At 62.3% G+C, this 16,440-nt stretch carries 17 protein-coding genes; 11 read left to right on the top strand and 6 right to left on the bottom strand.

Features of this window, described 5'->3' with window-relative positions:
* The 6 genes from EN914_RS38230 to EN914_RS00555 form a co-directional block, all read left to right on the top strand.
* Positions 1-1,339 (top strand): hypothetical protein (locus EN914_RS38230; protein WP_164778634.1); only part of this gene is annotated, 1,339 nt, incomplete at its 5' end.
* Positions 1,336-1,902 (top strand): TadE/TadG family type IV pilus assembly protein, encoded by a 567-nt coding sequence (locus EN914_RS00575; protein ID WP_024502272.1) that lies wholly within the window; start codon positions 1,336-1,338, stop codon positions 1,900-1,902. The genes EN914_RS38230 and EN914_RS00575, both read left to right, overlap by 4 nt.
* 2 nt (positions 1,903-1,904) lie before the next feature.
* Positions 1,905-2,552 (top strand): TadE/TadG family type IV pilus assembly protein, encoded by a 648-nt coding sequence (locus EN914_RS00570; protein WP_024502271.1) that lies wholly within the window; start codon positions 1,905-1,907, stop codon positions 2,550-2,552.
* Complete coding sequence (locus EN914_RS00565; protein ID WP_024502270.1) at positions 2,549-3,712, top strand: AAA family ATPase; 1,164 nt, start codon at positions 2,549-2,551, stop codon at positions 3,710-3,712. The genes EN914_RS00570 and EN914_RS00565 overlap by 4 nt, the downstream gene beginning before the upstream one ends.
* Positions 3,696-4,286 (top strand): L,D-transpeptidase, encoded by a 591-nt coding sequence (locus EN914_RS00560; protein WP_024502269.1) that lies wholly within the window; start codon positions 3,696-3,698, stop codon positions 4,284-4,286. The genes EN914_RS00565 and EN914_RS00560 overlap by 17 nt, the downstream gene beginning before the upstream one ends.
* The gene (locus EN914_RS00555) at positions 4,283-4,876 is read left to right on the top strand and encodes a hypothetical protein (RefSeq protein WP_024502268.1); all 594 of its coding nucleotides are present in this window, start codon (positions 4,283-4,285) and stop codon (positions 4,874-4,876) included. Before EN914_RS00560 ends, EN914_RS00555 begins: the two co-directional genes overlap by 4 nt.
* A 39-nt stretch (positions 4,877-4,915) precedes the next feature.
* Here the strand turns inward: EN914_RS00555 and EN914_RS00550 are convergent, their stop codons facing one another.
* The 6 genes from EN914_RS00550 to EN914_RS00525 all read right to left on the bottom strand — a co-directional run bounded on the left by EN914_RS00550 (position 4,916) and on the right by EN914_RS00525 (position 10,905).
* Positions 4,916-5,449 carry a hypothetical protein gene (locus EN914_RS00550; RefSeq protein ID WP_024502267.1) on the bottom strand — a complete coding sequence of 178 codons (534 nt, stop codon included), beginning with the start codon at positions 5,447-5,449 and terminating at the stop codon, positions 4,916-4,918.
* Positions 5,450-5,509: 60 nt separating this feature from the next.
* Positions 5,510-6,424, bottom strand: a complete 915-nt coding sequence (locus EN914_RS00545) for a carbohydrate ABC transporter permease (protein ID WP_024502266.1) — start codon at positions 6,422-6,424, stop codon at positions 5,510-5,512.
* Between the two features lie 111 nt (positions 6,425-6,535).
* Positions 6,536-7,831: a sugar ABC transporter substrate-binding protein gene (locus EN914_RS00540; protein ID WP_081714225.1), complete on the bottom strand. Its 1,296-nt coding sequence runs from the start codon at positions 7,829-7,831 to the stop codon at positions 6,536-6,538.
* Between the two features lie 95 nt (positions 7,832-7,926).
* Positions 7,927-8,748 carry a carbohydrate ABC transporter permease gene (locus tag EN914_RS00535; RefSeq protein WP_032808731.1) on the bottom strand — a complete coding sequence of 274 codons (822 nt, stop codon included), beginning with the start codon at positions 8,746-8,748 and terminating at the stop codon, positions 7,927-7,929.
* 5 nt (positions 8,749-8,753) lie between these two features.
* A complete protein-coding gene (locus tag EN914_RS00530) occupies positions 8,754-9,929 on the bottom strand; it encodes an ABC transporter ATP-binding protein (protein ID WP_024502264.1) in 1,176 nt (391 codons plus the stop codon).
* A 175-nt stretch (positions 9,930-10,104) separates the two neighbouring features.
* Entirely contained in the window at positions 10,105-10,905 is an 801-nt protein-coding gene (locus tag EN914_RS00525) for an SDR family NAD(P)-dependent oxidoreductase (protein WP_024502263.1), read from the bottom strand.
* Between the two features lie 166 nt (positions 10,906-11,071).
* On the opposite strand from EN914_RS00525, the gene EN914_RS00520 reads away from it, so the two are divergent.
* The 5 genes from EN914_RS00520 to EN914_RS00500 all read left to right on the top strand — a co-directional run bounded on the left by EN914_RS00520 (position 11,072) and on the right by EN914_RS00500 (position 16,389).
* The gene (locus EN914_RS00520; protein ID WP_024502262.1) at positions 11,072-11,932 is read left to right on the top strand and encodes a DeoR/GlpR family DNA-binding transcription regulator; all 861 of its coding nucleotides are present in this window, start codon (positions 11,072-11,074) and stop codon (positions 11,930-11,932) included.
* 39 nt (positions 11,933-11,971) lie between these two features.
* The gene (locus tag EN914_RS00515) at positions 11,972-12,772 is read left to right on the top strand and encodes a BtpA/SgcQ family protein (RefSeq protein WP_024502261.1); all 801 of its coding nucleotides are present in this window, start codon (positions 11,972-11,974) and stop codon (positions 12,770-12,772) included.
* A 163-nt stretch (positions 12,773-12,935) separates the two neighbouring features.
* The gene (locus EN914_RS00510; RefSeq protein ID WP_024502260.1) at positions 12,936-14,456 is read left to right on the top strand and encodes an FGGY-family carbohydrate kinase; all 1,521 of its coding nucleotides are present in this window, start codon (positions 12,936-12,938) and stop codon (positions 14,454-14,456) included.
* Positions 14,456-15,085, top strand: coding sequence for an HAD family phosphatase (locus tag EN914_RS00505; protein ID WP_032898848.1), 630 nt, complete (start codon positions 14,456-14,458; stop codon positions 15,083-15,085). Before EN914_RS00510 ends, EN914_RS00505 begins: the two co-directional genes overlap by 1 nt.
* A gap of 416 nt (positions 15,086-15,501) precedes the next feature.
* Complete coding sequence (locus EN914_RS00500; RefSeq protein WP_024502258.1) at positions 15,502-16,389, top strand: sugar phosphate isomerase/epimerase; 888 nt, start codon at positions 15,502-15,504, stop codon at positions 16,387-16,389.
* Positions 16,390-16,440 lie beyond the last annotated feature (51 nt).

Raw genomic sequence — 16,440 nt, 5'->3', positions numbered from 1 at the left:
GCTTGACGGACAGTCGGACAGCATCACACGCGGCGACCATGCGCTCGCTACACTCGTTGCCAACAAATATACGTTTTCGACATCAGGGCCACCGCAGACGCTTGCCGCTGCCGGCGTGACACGACGCTATCTTCGATCGATCCCGGCTACACTTAATCCTGGCAAATCCAGCGAAGTGGCTGGAGATGCTCGGCCGATCACCGATGTGATTACGGATGAAGTCACGGACGCAAAAGCAGCTCGGTTTGTTGAAGTGAAGGTTACACCGGTAGGCTTCTCTGCGATCTTCCCAGCGTCTTTCCTGACCGGGAATGCCGCGAACAACTCATTCGATGTTGGCGCCAGTGCGGTCGCGGGCTTTTCAACTTCGGTTTGTGACTATACGCCTGTTTTCATCTGTAATCCGTATGAGAAGACCGAAGCTGCCGGCGGCCTCACGTTGGAACAAGCCGCTAGCAGCAGGGCTCAGCGGCGGCGGCAGTTGATCCTGCGCGGCGACAAATTCTACGGCCCCGGCAACTTTTCCTTCCTGGAATCGCCCGCAGGCAATGGCGCCCCTGCGCTAAAAGACAGTCTCGCCAAGATTAAGCCTGTTTCGTGCTATTCCCAAAATGGCGTCAACACGAAGCCAGGTCAAAACAAGGGACCCGTGGAAAACGGGTTGAACGCCCGTTTTGGACTGACAAGTACTTACGTCACGTCTGATCCGCCGGCCCAGAATGTACGAATGGGCGTCAAAAACGTGACCTGCAACACGGACAAGACCGTTAAGTCGGTTACCTACAATACGGCGGCGCAGGGTACGACAGGGCTACCACGCGACGGGTGCTACCCCAATAATTGTACACCCCTTGATCCTGCTCACCCGGCTGATGCAGGCATGCTTGGAGATGGAAACTGGAACCCTAGTGGCTATTGGACCGCCAATCATCTCGTTCCGGGCAGCACCACCACTTCGAGGCCATTTCCAACAGATGGTGGATTTACTGCAACGGGTACTGAGGCGGCGACCCGATACGACATCTATAAATATGAAGTCGATCACGGAATGATCGGAGATAAGTCTACCTCCGGCGATACCGGACTCCCATTGTGCAATCAGACTCCGATTGCGATCCCCGATCGGCGGATCCTTTACGGTGCCATTCTGGATTGCAGCAAGCTTGCGCTCAATGGCAACGTCGACAACGTCCCCGTTAGAGCATTCGGCAGCTTCTTCATCACTGAGCCTATCAAAGACGGCAAGGAAATCTATGTCGAGCTCGTCGACATCACTGGCAAAGGTGGTCGCGGTACGCTTGACAATTTCCTGCGCGATGAAGCGCAGGTTTACCGGTGACCGCCGTGATCAGAATGCTGTTGCGACATCTGAACAGATTTCGAGGAGACCATCGGGGCGCTGTGCTCGTCGAAATGACGTTGATCACGCCGCTGATGCTTGTGCTGTCGGCAGGGGTGTTCGAGTTCGGCAATCTGATCCACGACAAGTTGCTGATGGAGGCCGGACTGTCGGACGGCGCCCGCTATGCGGCTCGCTGCAATAGCCAGATGTATACTGACGCCGGGCTAGCAGCGATCAATTGTGCCGATATCGCGAGCAATATCGCCGTGTTCGGGAAGGCGGTCGTGGGAGTGTCAGGCGTTCCAGATGTTCCGCGTGTTAGCGGCTGGCAAAAATCAGGGGGGACATCGAACAATGCGACGATGACCATCGCTGCCTCCGGCTCTTGCCACAATGCCGTGGAATCTGGCGTTACCAAATATCGCTCCACCACGGCACAAGTTTGTATCGTCCGTGCGGACGGCTCCTACCCATACACCGGTGTCGGGATGCTGGCTTTCATCGGCATCGGCCCGATTACGCTGCATGGTACTCACGAGGAGCGGTTGATCCGGTTTTGACCATGATCCAGCGTTTCGCAAAATCGGAAGACGGTGCGGCGATGGTGGAAATGACCATCGTCTCGTCGCTGCTGTTCGCACTTGTCTTCGGCTTCGTCGATTTCGGCTACGCGTTTTATCAATGGAACGCAGCCACGAAGGCAGTGCAGATCGGGGCCCGGTTGGCCTCCATCTCGGATCCAATCGCGCCACAGATTTCGGCAGCCGGCCCGATCGCGACGCCAGGCGCCCCAATCGCAGCGGGAGCCTTTGCCTATGTCTGCAACGGCGCTACATCGACCTGCAGCTGCACGGGTGCGTACTGTGTCGCAGGAGTTTGGTCAGCAGCAAACTTCAGCCGCATTTTCCGCGGAGATACAGCGGTTACCAGTGATGACGCCTGCCCTGCGCTGGCGGCAAATCAGCGACCCGGGATGTGCCACTTTTTCCCCGGGTTGCACCGCTCCAACATCGTCGTCACCTACACAGCCAGCGGGCTGGGATTCCAGACGAGGCTGAGTGGAACGGTCCCGACAATTGGCGTCAGCCTGCAGAATGTAACCTTCCAGTTCTTCTTTCTGAAAGGACTGATGGGTTTCAACAACATCACCATGCCCTCCATGCTGAGCACGGTCACGGGCGAAGACCTGAAAACGAGCGCGCCGTCATGAACGCCATCAACACCAAGGTTACGCCGACCAAGCGCAAGCAGGTGGCGCTGTTTTCGTCGGATCCGAATTTCAAGCGCGATGTGGCGACGCGGCTCGATGCGCTGGCGATCTATGACGTCAGGGTTTCCGAGACGAGCGATTTTCTGAAAGGACCGCCGGCGGACACACGCCCGGGCATCGTCATCCTCGATCTCGGCAATGGCGAGCTGCTCGGCAGGCCCGGCATCGTCGAGGCGCGCGCGCTGTGGGCCAGCGTGCCGCTGATCGCGGTTTCCGACGAGCTGAGCTCGGAGCAGACGCGCGTTCTGGTGCGCATGAACGCCTCGGACTGGCTGCACAAGCCGCTCGACGGCAAGGAGCTGCTCAATGCGGTGACCTTCCACGACACCGGCAACCAGGGAACGAAAAGCCGGATCATCACCTTCATCAGCGCCAGCGGCGGCGCCGGCGCCACGACGCTGGCGCTGTCGGCGGCCGAATTCCTGGCGTCGAAATCGGCTGAGCGCGCGGCGTCCACCTGTCTCGTCGACCTGGATTTCCAGAGCGCCAATTGCGGCGCCTATCTCAATCTGTTCAACCAGTTCGACCTTGCCGGCATCATCGGCCAGCCGGAGCGGCTCGATGTCGAGCTGATGGACGTCATCAAGCTGTCGCGCCCGTCCGGCCTCACCCTCTACGCGTTCGAGCGGCCGCAACTGCCGTTCGAGCCGCATGGCAGCGATTTCGTCTTCCGGCTGCTCGACCTCGTCGCCTACCGCTTCGACGACATCGTCATCGACCTGCCCAATCTGGAAACGCCCTGGCACAATTCCGTGCTGTCGACGAGCGACGAGATCTTCATCGTGTTCGAACTCAATGTCGCTTCGCTGCGGCAAGGCAAGCGGCTCTACAAGAAGATCCGCGAGCTGCGCGGCAATGCGGTCAGCATCACGCTGGTCGCCAACAAGCACAAGCGCAAATGGTTCGGGAACCATTTTTCGCGCAGCGAGCTCGAGAAGATCTTCAAGGCGCCGCACATCAAGTCGGTCGCGCTCGACAACGCGCTTCTGACCGACGCGCTGAACAGGGCCATCCCGCCTTCAGAAGTGGATGGGCGGGCGCGCTTCAACAAGGATCTGAAGCGGATGTTCAAAGAGCGGCTCGATGACGCTGCCCGATAGATACCGGATCGCCCCAAAGCTCGCCGGCGCCTGCGTGCTCGGCATGGCGTTGGCGCTGTCCGTCCACGGCTTCGCCGAGGCGCGATCGGCACTTTCGGAGCGGCCGCCGCTGCCGGCGATGGGGCCCAGCCTGCGCAAGGCCGTCGCCTTTAGAACGGCCGAGCAGCCGGGAACGATCATCATCCGCAAGGACGAGAAGGCGCTTTACCTGGTGACCCGCCAGGGCCAGGCACTGCGCTACCAGATCAGCGTCGGGCGCGACGGGTTCGGCTGGACCGGCATCGTCAAGGTGGGGGCGAAGACCGAATGGCCGGAGTGGCGCCCGCCGCAGGAAATGCGCGCGCGCCAGCCGGAGCTGCCGAAAATGGTGCCCGCCGGCCCCTACAACCCGCTCGGCGCAAGGGCGCTCTACCTGTCGCGGGACGGGCGCGACACGCTCTACCGCATACACGGCACCAACGACCCGTCGGGTGTCGGCTTCGACGGGACATCGGGCTGTTTTCGCCTCACCAACACGGATGTGATCGATCTCTTCAAACGCGTCGCGGTCGGCGCAAAGGTGGTGGTCCAATGACGATGATCAGCGAACCGGACATGCCGGCGATCGATATCGGAAACCAGGAACAGCGCGAACCGGCTGCCGCCGGGAAACCCAGCAAGGCAAAGACGATCGCCGTCATCGTCGCCGGCGGCGCGCTTCTGATCACCGCAGTCAACATGGCGGCCGCGGTCTATCTCTATCGGGGCATGAGCGACCTGCGTTTCGTCGAGGCGCGGCTGGAGCAGCTCGGCGCATTCGAGCAGCGGATCGCAGCCCGGCTCGACACGGTCAACAACGGTTTTCAGAGCCGGTTCGAGAAACTGGACAGCCAGTTGCAAGGCAGCTTCAACGAGATCGATGCCAGCATTGCCCGGCTTGGGCAGAATGTACCGGTCGCCGGCGGCGAGGCCATGCCGGGTGCGCAAGAACCCTCCGAGATCGCTACCAGCACGCTGGCGCAAGCGCCCGAAGCCCTCGACGGCGAGAGCGCGAGCGAGCCCGGCGTCATCGAAGCGCCCGCACCCAGGAGGAGAATCGCCTCGGCGTCGCCCCCTGCCCCAAGCTCCAACTACCAGCGCATCCAGCAGCCCGACGGCAAGGTCTATTACCGCCGGATCAACTAGACTTCGGGCGTGGCTGAACGAAGGCCGCTTGGGCGAGATCTAAAGATCGCGCTGCAGCGCGAGGATGCGGATGGCCCGGACGGACCGCTCCCGCGCCTCGGTGAGGAAGGCGATGTGGCAGTAGGCACAGGCCACGAAGCCCAAAAGCAGCACCAGGCTGTTCTTCAAGGTGAAGTCGACGGCCAGCGAATAGGGAAGACCCTTGGGCGACGTGAATTCGGCAATCGTGCTCGCCGTTTCCGAATGGCTGCCGACCGCGATCATCAGCCCGGCGAAAATCAGGGCGATATGGTTGGCGAGGAAGAAGAAAGCCGACCGCTTGGCGTGGCACGCCATCCAGCAGACGATCGATGCGGCGGCAAGGATAGCGGCTTCGAACGCCATGGAACCGCCCAGCCAGACATCCACCTGCTGCCAAAGCACCGTCGACAAGGGGCGCAGTTCAAGCCATAGCCACCATGCGGTGGGGCTGGCTGGATAGGCGCCCAGCAACAAGGTCGCCATGCGCTCCCCTGCCAGGACCGCCAGAATGAGAAACGGGAAGGCGAAAAGCAGAAGCGGCTGGCGTTTCATGTTCCCTCGACAATCTGCAGGCCAGGATAGACCGCATAGATTGCTCAAGGCTTAACAACCCTACTTCCGGCCCTCACCCGATTGCGAGCGTTCGAGGACGGCGAAGAAGATCACGGTGAGCAGAAGGACGATCAGCAGCAGCACGAACGCGGCTGCCGCGCCTTCGTTGAGCGAAAGGCCGAGAAAGGCACGGCGATAGGCAAAGAAGCTCAGCACTTCGGTCGCGTTGCCCGGCCCGCCCTTGGTCAGGACATAGGGCAGATCGTAGGTCCGGAATTCGTTGATCAGCTGGATGATGATGGTGATCGCCGCGACCGGCCGAAGCATCGGAAGCGTGATGTAGAGGAATTGCTGCCAGCCGCGCGCGCCGTCCACTTCAGCCGCCTCATAGGGATCGCGCGGCAAAGCGGCGAGCCCCGCGGCGAGGATCAGCACGACGAAGGACATTTGCTGCCAGATGTCGATCGCCGCCATCGTCCAGAGCGCCATGCCTGGCGTGCCCAGCCAGTCGAGGCGCGGCAGGCCGAACGTTTCCATCAGATGATTGGCGATGCCGAGATTGGGCTGGAGCAGCATGCGCCAGATCAGGGCGACGCTGATCGGCGACATCGCCATGGGAATGGTCAGAACCGCGAAATAGACCGGCTTCATCCGGACCGTCCGGTTGAGCATCAGGGCGATGCCGAGCCCAATCACGAATTCACCGACCACCGTCACCGCCGAATAGCGCACGGTGAGCCAGAGCGCGTTCCAGAACAGCTCATCGCCGATCATCGAAGCGAAATTCTTGAACCCGACAAGCGGCAGGAACTGCGGCTTGATCAAGGTCATCGAGGAGATCGAGAGGATGCAGGCATAGGCCAGGGGAAAGCCCATCACGATCGCCAGCAGCAGCAGGCCGGGCAAGGCGAAGGCCCAGCCGGTCCGCCACTCGCGGCCACGGGCAGCCCATCCTTTTTTGATCGCATTGTGCATCGTGGCCGAGCCTTGGTCGGGGTGGCGTTGCTGATCTCGTCAAGATCCGGGGTCTGGAAAATCCGGCGCGGCTGACATCGCCGCGCCGGGTCTCCTTGCCGAGCCGGACCGCTATTTGTCGAGGAGCCCCTGCAGGCCGTCAGAAGCTGCCTTCAGCGCCGCGTCCGATGTCGCCTGGCCGCCAGCCGCCAGCGAAAGCTGGGTACCGAGCAGATCCTCGTATTGCGCCGAATAGGTGAAGATCGGGAACGACTTGCCGGTCGCCACCACATCCTGGGCGGTCTTGTAGAAGGGATATTTCGCCAGCACCGCCGCATCGGCATAGACATCGCTGCGCACGGGCGCGTGGCCCTCGAGCGCGCGCTTCACCGAAACATCCTTGCTCTGCACCCACTGGATGAAGGTCCAGGCGGCTTCCTGCTCTTCCGGCGACGTGTTCTTGGGAATGCCCCAGCCCCAGCCGCCGCTCTCGCCATGGCCGCCCGGCATCACCGACAGGCCGACCTTGCCGGCGACCGTCGGACACTTCACGGCATCGTCCATCTGCGGCAGCATCCACCAATAGGTGACCATGCTGAAGGCGGAACCGCTGCACATCAGGCGCATGGTGTCGTCGAGCGTCGCCGACACAGCACCCTGCTGGGCGCCGTGCTGGATATTGTCGACATAGAGATCGAGCGCCTTCTTGGCCTCTGCCGTGTCGAGGCTCGCCTTGCCGTCGGCATTGAGGTAGCTGCCGCCGGCGGAGAACAGGTAGTTGGAGAATTCCATGCTGTTGGGATCGCCGCGCTGGCCCTGCATCGCGGCCCCGGCGACACCGGCATTGGCCTTCATGAATTTGGAAATCGCCACATAATCTTCGAGCGTCGTCGGCAAAGCGAGCTCCTTGCCGGTTGCCGTCTTGTAGGCGGCCTTGAGCTTCTCGTCGCCGATCAGGTCCTTCCGGTAGAGGAGGCCCATCGAGTAGTTGTACATGGGCACCAGGAACAGCTGGTCCTTGGTTCGGCCGAGCAGGTCAAGCGTCGAGGGAATGAAGGGGCTCAGATCGTATTTGGATTTCTCGACGAAGGGTTTCAGGTCGGCCAGCCAGCCGGCCGCCGGAAATTCGCCGGCCCACAGGAAGTCGACCTCGAGCACATTGTAGTAGCTCTGCGGCGCGGTCAGCTGCGACACCAGCTTGTCGTGCATGTCAGGATAGCCGATCTTCTCGAACTCGACCTTGATGCCGGTCTGCTTCTCGAATTCGGGCAACAGCGCTTCAATGATCTTGGTTTCCGGCACGTCCTCCATCAAGGCGTGCAAGGTGATGGGCTCAGCCGCCCTGGCCGGAAGCGATGCGCCGACAACAGCTGCCCCGCTCACGGCCGTCATCAGCATTTTGATCAAGGTCTGCTTGTTCCAAGTCATAACTCTCTACTCCTCTTTCCCTCTGGACGCGGCGGTGATCCCGCCACGATTTCATAACCGGCTAGCGAGCCATGTCGGCTCTCGGAGCGGCCGGCCTATTTCACGCTGCCGAACGTCAAGCCCTGGACGATGAAACGCTGGATGAAGCGGGAAGCCACGACCAGCGGCAGGATGGCAAGGACGACGCCGGCAGAAACCTTGGCGATCTGGACGCCGTTCGAGGTCTGCAACGCCGCAAGCGCAACCGGTATGGTTGCCGTCTTCGGCCCGCTCAAAACCAGGGCAAACAAAAACTCATTCCACGCCAGGATAAAGCCGAGCACGCCGGCGGCCGCGATACCGGGCATCGACACCGGCAGGACAATACGCCAGAAGGCGCCCCAGGCGGTCGCGCCGTCGGTCATCGCCGCCCATTCCAGATCGACTGGAATGCCCTCGAAGAAGCCCATCAGGATCCAGGTCAGGAAAGGCAGGTTGAGCGCGGCATAGACGATGATCAGCCCCGTCAGCGAATTGCTGAGCTCCAGGCTTCGGAACAGCGTGAAGGTCGGCAGCACCAGCGCCACGGGCGGCAACATCTGCGTCGCCAGAACGGCAAAACGCGCCCAACGACCGCCCGTGCGGAAGCGGGCGAAGGCATAGCCGGTCGTGGCGGCAAAAGGCAATGCGAGCAGAACCGAGCCGAGCGCGACGATCAGGCTGTTGAGGTAGGACTGACCGAAGCGGCTCGACAGCAGCGCCGAATAATTGTCCGTCGTAAAGGCCGGCATCAGCTCGTTGCTGTAGGACAACTGCTCGGGGACGAAGCTTGTCCGCAGCACCCAGAGCGGCGGCAGCAGCACGATGGCGCAGACGACAATCAGCCCGAAATGCAAGCCGAAGCGGCGACGAAAGGCCGGCCGTTCGTTTCTGTCCATGCTGGTCATCGCGTGGCCCCCATGAGGCTCGGCCGCGCGATGACCAGTTCGGTTTCGGGATCAAAGAGGTGCATCGGCAGCGGGTCGATGTAGAGTTCGACCATCGAGCCGACGGGCGCCGTGAAATAACGGCTGAGGCGGGCGGCGATCTCCAACGGCTTGTCGCCCCCCGCGGGGTGAGCATCATCCCTGCCGGTGGCCTGACCGGCAATCTGGCCGATCAGGACGTTCTCGGCGCCGAGAGCCTCGACGGCCACGACCCGTACGGCAATCTTCTGCCAGTCCGGCTTGTCGGGGCTTTCGTGGAAATCCTCGGCCCGCACGCCCAGAATGACGCGGCGCCCGGCACGCTCGCCATAAGCGTTGCGGTGGCGGGCGGGGACGGCAAGCACGGCACCGCTGTCGGTCAGGACGGAGAGCCCTTCGCCAGGTGCGGCCTGAAGCGTGGCCGGAATGAGGTTCATCGGCGGCGTCGCCAGGAAGCGTGCGACGAAGGTGTTGACCGGGTCGGCATAGACTTCAAGCGGCCGGCCGGCCTGGATCAGGCGACCATCGCGCATGATGCATATGCGATCGCCCATGGTCATCGCCTCGACCTGGTCGTGGGTGACATGGACGATGGTGCGGCCGAGGCGCCGGTGCAGCTTCACGAGTTCGAGCCGCATCTCGGCACGCAGTTGCGCATCGAGATTGGACAGCGGTTCGTCAAGCAGGAAGGCCGCCGGTTCGCGAACGATCGCCCGGCCGAGCGCGACACGCTGCCGCTGGCCACCCGAAAGCGCTGCCGGCTTGCGGCCGAGAAGATTCTGCAGACCGAGCAGGTTAGCGGCGTCTGCAATCTTGGCATCGATGACCGCCGCGTCGGTGCCGCGCATCTTCAGCCCGAAGGCCATATTCTGCCGCACCGACATATGCGGATAGAGCGCGTAGCTCTGGAACACCACGGCGACGTTTCGGTCGCGCGGGGCGACATTGGCGACGCTCTTGCCACCGATGCGGAGATCGCCGGAGGAGATACTCTCCAGACCGGCAATCATCCGCAGCGTCGTCGACTTGCCGCATCCCGACGGACCGAGAAAGATCACGAATTCACCATCGGGAATGGTGAGATCGACCTCATGCACCCCGTAATTGCCATTGCCGTAGAGCTTGGAAACGCGATCGAGCTCGATAGACGCCATAGACTTTCCTCATGAACCCGTCTGACCCGGCTGACGCCGAAGGCCGAAGTCGAGCGAACGGTCATCTTAGAGAACAAAATATAACATTAAAAGCCTAACTTCTGATCATATGTGTTCACTTTTTTGGATAGGCGCGTGCCCGCATCAGTATCCGGCTACAGCCGCCGAAAGGCCGTCAGGTCATGTAGACGCCGCCGGTCACGTTGACGCCCTGGCCGGTCATGAAGCGGGCTTGATCCGAGCAGAGGAACACGACGACGTCGGCGACATCCTCCGGCAGCTCGAGCCGGCCGAGCGGCGTCTGCGCGATATAGTCGGCGACCACCCGTTCGGGCGTGACTTGCCGCAGATGCGCCTCCCACTCGACTTCGCGCGATTGCATGCCGGTCTTGACGAACCCCGGACAGACGGCATTAACGCGTATCCCCTTGGGCGCGAGCTCGCGGGCAAAGGCCTGCGTCCAGCCGAGCACGGCGAACTTGGATGCCGAATAATGCGCCAGGAGCGGCGCACCGACCTTCGCGGCAAGCGAGGCGGTGTTGACGATGCAGCCCGTGCCCTGCTTGACAAAATGCCGTCCAGCGATCTGATTTGCCAGGAATACACCGCGGGCATTGACCGAAAAGTTGAAGTCCCACTCTTCGTCGGTCAGATCGAGCGCGTGCTGCATGGTGGACACGCCGGCATTGGCGATCAGGATGTCGCAGCCGCCAAGCGCTTCCAGTACGGTGGAGAAGGCCGCCTCGACGGAATCGCGGCGGCGGACATCGACCGTGACGGCGGCGGCACCGCCACCAATTTCCTCAGCCGCCTGACGTGCCGCCTTGGGATCCAGATCGCCGATCGCCACGGCGACGCCCTGCCGCGTCAGGGCGGTCGCGATCGCCCGGCCGATCCCCGCGCCACCGCCCGTCACGAAGGCTCGCTTGCCCGCGAGTTCGGCAAGCACGGGAGGCGTGACGGAGACAGCCGGCATGGTCGTATTCTCTCTGCTTGATGGCGGAACGCATTTTGTTGATATCGAGATGCATACCAATAAAATCGAACACTGCAAACATATTTTTGTTTGAAAATGTTTGATCATGCGGTAGTGTGAAGATCAGCAGACCGCTTCGTCGGCGGCTTACCCACCGGATACATCGATGGCAGACGACACCACCCTTCCTGAGACATCGCCGCATGGCGCACCGCGCGACGCCGATCGTCAGCGCCTTCTCGCGCACGACCGGCAGGCACGCATCCTGGCTTTGCTGCGCCGGACGGGGTCGCTCACCGTCGCCGCGGCAGCGGCCGAACTTGCCGTTTCCGACATGACGATCCGCCGCGATCTCGTCGAACTGGAACGCGAGGGTAGGCTGGTCCGAATCCATGGCGGCGCGATCGAGGCCGACAACCCGCCGCTGGTCGCCATGGACAGCGAAGAGCCGAGTTTCGATTCGCGCTTGCGCCAGCGCCGCGACCCGAAGGCCGCGATTGCCGCGGCCGCGGCCGCGCTGGTTTCGGGATACCGCACGATCGCATTGGATGTCGGCACCACCACCTATCTGATGGCCGAGCACCTCAGGGACCTTCCGCACGCCAAGGTGTTCACCAACAGCCTCAGGATCGCGGCGGCGCTGAATGGCGGTGTGCCCGAAGTCTATGTTGCCGGCGGCCGCGTACGGGCCGACGAGATGTCGACCGGCGGGCCTGCGGCCATCGCCCAGTTCGAGGCGCTGTGGTTCGATGTCGCCGTGATCGGCGTCTCCGGTATCACAGCGGACGGCCTCTTCGATTATTCCTTCGATGATACCGATATGAAGCGCGCCTATCTGAGGCGGTCAGGCACCAAGATCGTGTTGTGCGATTCCGCCAAATTCCTGCGCATGTCGCTGGTGCGGATAGCGCCACTGTCGGACATCGACATCCTCATCACCGATGCCGAGCCGCCGGCCAAGATCGCCGCGGCGCTCGCCGCGGCCAAGGTCGACCTGCGAATCGCGCCGCCACTGACGCGCGACTGAGGCGCGCCATTTTCACTTTATCCCCAAGGAGAAGACTCGATGGTATTTGAATTTTTCGGCGACAAGAAGAAGGCTGTCATCTCGATGGCACATATCGGTGCCCTGCCGGGAACGCCCCTCTATGATGCCGATGGCGGCCTCGACAAGCTGATCGATGGCGTACTCTCCGACATCCGCAAGCTGCAGAACGGCGGCGTCGATGCCATCATGTTCGGCAACGAGAACGACCGCCCCTATGTCTTCAAGGCGCCGCCCGAGGGCATTGCCGCCATGACTGCCATCGTCCAGGCGGTGAAGCCCGAGCTGAGAGTGCCGTTTGGCGTCAACTATCTCTGGGATCCGACTGCCAGCGTCGCGATCGGAGCTGCCACCGGAGCCCGTTTCGTCCGCGAGATCTTCACCGGCCTGTTCGCTTCCGATATGGGCTTGTGGGAGCCCGATTGCGCCGCCGCCTCGCGCCTGCGGCACAATCTTGGTCGCGACGACATGAAGCTTCTCTTCAACATCAATGCCGAGTTCGCACACTCGCTCGACCAGCGCCCGATTGAATTGCGTGCCAAGAGCGCGGTGTTCTCGTCGATGGCAGACGCGATCCTCGTCTCCGGTCCGATCACCGGCCAGCCGGCCGACCAGTCCCACCTGCGCAGCGTCTGCGAGACGATCAAGGACGTGCCGGTCTTCGCCAACACCGGCGTGAACATCGACAATGTCCGCGACGTCCTTTCGCTGGCGAGCGGCGTCGTGATCGGGACCCATTTCAAGATCGGTGGCAATACCTGGAACGCCGTCGACGGCGATCGGGTCAAGCGCTTCATGGATGTTGTCGCCACTTTGCGCTGAGGACGGCTTCCACGGCGATGCCGGCCATCGCGCCGGCTCGCGGTGATCATATCGATCGTTGCAGGCCGGCGTCCGGAATGATCGACTGGTATCGAGCAGTGCGACACAACGAGGCAGACAGGTTTCGCCCGCCTGCCCTTCCCAGCATTTCAATGGATTCGACATGGCGTTCGTTCTCGGTCTCGATATCGGCACCACCTCGACGATCGGCATCCTGATCCGGCTTCCCGATCAGGTGCTGGGCCTCGCCTCGCGCCCCGTCACGCTGCATTCCGAGCATGCGGGCTGGGCCGAGGAAGATCCCGCGCAATGGTGGACCAATGTCCGCGGCATCGTGCAGGAGTTGCTCAGGACCAGCGGCATCAAGGCCGAGGAAATCGTGGCGGTCGGCACCACCGGCATGCTGCCGGCGGTCGTTCTTCTGAACGAGAAGGGCGAAGTGCTGCGGCCGAGCATCCAGCAGAGCGACGGCCGCTGTGGCGCCGAAGTGGCCGAACTGCGGACCGAATGCGATGAGACGGCTTTCATCGCCAAGGCCGGCAACGGCATCAACCAACAGCTCGTCACCGCAAAGCTGCGCTGGATTGAGCGTCACGAGCCGGAGGTGTTCAGCCGCATCGCCACCGTTTTCGGCTCCTACGATTATATCAACTGGCGCCTCACCGGCGAACGTGCGGTCGAGCAGAACTGGGCGCTGGAGGCCGGCTTCGTCGATGTTTCGACGCACCGGATCGACGACGATCTGGTGGCGCTCGCGCACATACCGCGCTCGGCCGTGCCACGAAAGATCGCCTCGCATGAGATCCTCGGTTCCGTCTCGGCGAAGGCCGCCGATGAGACCGGCCTGATGGCGGGGACACCGGTCGTCGGCGGTGCAGCCGACATGATCGCCTCCGCGCTTGGCGCCGGCGTCGCCAAGCCGGGCGATGTCCTCCTGAAATTCGGCGGCTCGGTCGATATCCTGATCGCTACCGATCAGATCAAGCCCGATCCGCGCATGTATCTCGATTATCACCTGGTGCCGAGCCTGTTCATGCCCAATGGCTGCATGTCGACAGGCGGCTCCGCCCTCAACTGGTTCGTACGCAATTTCGCCGGCGGCGAGATGGCCGCGGCACAGGCCGAGGGTATTTCCGTACACCAGCGGCTCGATGCACTGGCGGCAGAGCGTCCCGCCGGTGCCGACGGCCTCATCATCCTGCCCTATTTCCTTGGCGAGAAGACGCCGATCCATGATCCAGCGGCCCGCGGCGTGATCGACGGCCTGACGCTTTCGCACGATATCGGCCATGTCTGGCGCGCTTTGCTCGAGGCCTATGCCTTTGCCATCGCGCATCATGTCGAGGTGCTCAACGACATGGGCCATCGGACCGAGCGCTATCTCGCCTCCGACGGCGGCTCAAGCAGCAAGGTCTGGATGCAGATTGTCGCGGATGTCTTGCAAAAGCCGGTCCAACGCCTGACCGGGCACCCCGGCTCCTGCATCGGCGCTGCCTGGACGGCGGCGATCGGCACCGGCCTGACCGACGACTGGTCGGGCGTTTCCGGTTTCGTCAGCTTCGCCGACCGGCTCGATCCCGACCCGCGCAAGGCCGACATCTACCGCGACGGTTACCGCCGCTATCGCGATCTCTATACACGCCTATCGGCTCCTGGCGCGACCAAAGCTGGATCGCCATCGTGATGTATCGCGCCGTCGCCTGGGACATCGACGGAACGCTGATCGACAGCGAGCCGTTGCATCATCAATCTCTCCTCGCCGGCTGCCGCAACTGGAACGTCGATCTTGACGACCTGCCCGACCAGGCCTTTCGCGGCATCCATATGGGCGACGTCTGGACAATGCTGCGTCCGCGCCTCCCAGTCGGGCTTGACCAGGCGGAGTGGCTCGCCGCCATCAATGCCCACTACGTCGCCAACCGGGCGGACGCCATCCCGATCCCCGAGGCGGTCGAGACGATCCGGACCCTGGCTGACCGCGGCGTCCCGCAGGTCTGCGTGTCAAATTCCGGCCGGCAAGTCGTCAATGCCAATCTCGATGCGCTCGGCGTGCTCGACCATATGAGGCTCACAATCAGCCTCGACGACGTTTCGGTCGGCAAACCCGACCCAACGCCCTATCGCGAGGCCTGCCGGCAGCTCGCCATAGCTCCGGGATCCGTCGTCGCTGTGGAAGACAGCCGCACCGGCACCAAGGCCGCACGGGCCGCCGGTCTGTTCGTGGTTGGCTATCTCCCCAGCGGCGGCCCGCTCAGCGACATCGATCTCAGTGCCAACCGTCTGTCGTCGATCCTGGACCTGTTTCCCGGCTGAGGGTTTGCGCGTCGCCGCGTCCGGGTGCGCGCTTGGGCAAGCCGGAGGATCGGGCGTCCGCCGGCTGGTCCCAAGCGAATGCCTTGGCAGGAACTGACGAAGGTTGGACCGGGTTCCGCTCGTTCCGCATTCGCCTTGCGTCTCGCCGAGCGAGCGGTCCATGCCGCTCGGTCTGCGCAAGTGACGGGATATTTGTTGTCAAAAGCTGCATATCCCGTTTCTCGCATAGGTCAGAGAAAATTTTCTCGCATCTCCATGATGCCTCTCAACCATTTGTTTTCCAGCATTTTTTTAATCCGGCATGATTGGCTCGCGCCGACCAATGCCAGAATTCCTCTTGCGCCGAAGCTGAATTTTAGGCATTCAGGATCAAGTTTGTATCTTTAACATGCAAACCTGATTATCGGAGGATCTGAATGCGGCGTCTTGGTATCCATTCATTTGTCTGGACAAACGGCCTGACCCAGGAGGGCCTGGAAATGGCGCTCGCCAAGTCGGCGGAGCATGGTTATCGGTTGATCGAGTTCGCTTATCTCCGGCCCGAGAAATTCGACCTCGACCGCCTGGCGAAGCAAGCCAAGGAACTGGACATCGAGATCGTGGTCACCATGGGCCTGTCGGCGGATGCGGACGTCTCGAGCGAGGACAAGGCCGTGGTCACCAAGGGAAAGGCGCTCTTGTCCGACGCGGTCAAGGCGGTCCGCGACATCGGCGGCATCCGATTGGGCGGCATTCTCTATTCGATGCACGGCAAGTATGACGGGCTGCCCACGCGAACCGGCTGGATGAACAGCGCCGACGCCATCGCCGCGACCGCCGAGGTGGCCAGGGATAGCGGCGTGCAGATCGTTCTGGAAGTGGTGAACCGCTTCGAGTCCAACCTCTTGAACACGACCGCGCAAGGCCTGAAGTTCATCAAGGACACCGGCCGCGACGACGTCTTCCTGCATCTCGACACGTTCCACATGAACATCGAGGAGGCGAGCCAGGCCGAGGCGATCCGTCTGGCTGGGGACAAGCTCGGTTATTTCCACTTCAACGAGAACTACCGCGGCTATCTCGGCACCGGTACGATCGATTTCGCGAGCATCTTTTCCGCGCTGGTGGACATTGGCTTCCACAATCGCGACGTCACCTTCGAGAGCTTCTCCAGCGCCATCGTCGATGAAGCCCTGTCGCGTGTGTGCGGCATCTGGCGCGACACCTGGACCGACAACAATCCGCTCGCCGCGCATGCCAAGGCTTTCATCGAAAGCCGTTGGGAAGAAGCCGTGCGCCGGGCCGAGATCAACAAGGCTGCCTGAAGACGAAAGGGCTGCGGGCCGACAAGCGCCCGCGCCATCTCATCCCGAGGA

Source organism: Mesorhizobium sp. M7A.F.Ca.CA.001.08.2.1, assembly GCF_003998455.1.
Taxonomy (GTDB): Bacteria; Pseudomonadota; Alphaproteobacteria; order Rhizobiales; family Rhizobiaceae; genus Mesorhizobium; species Mesorhizobium ciceri.
This window is presented reverse-complemented; position numbering and strand designations above follow the sequence as displayed.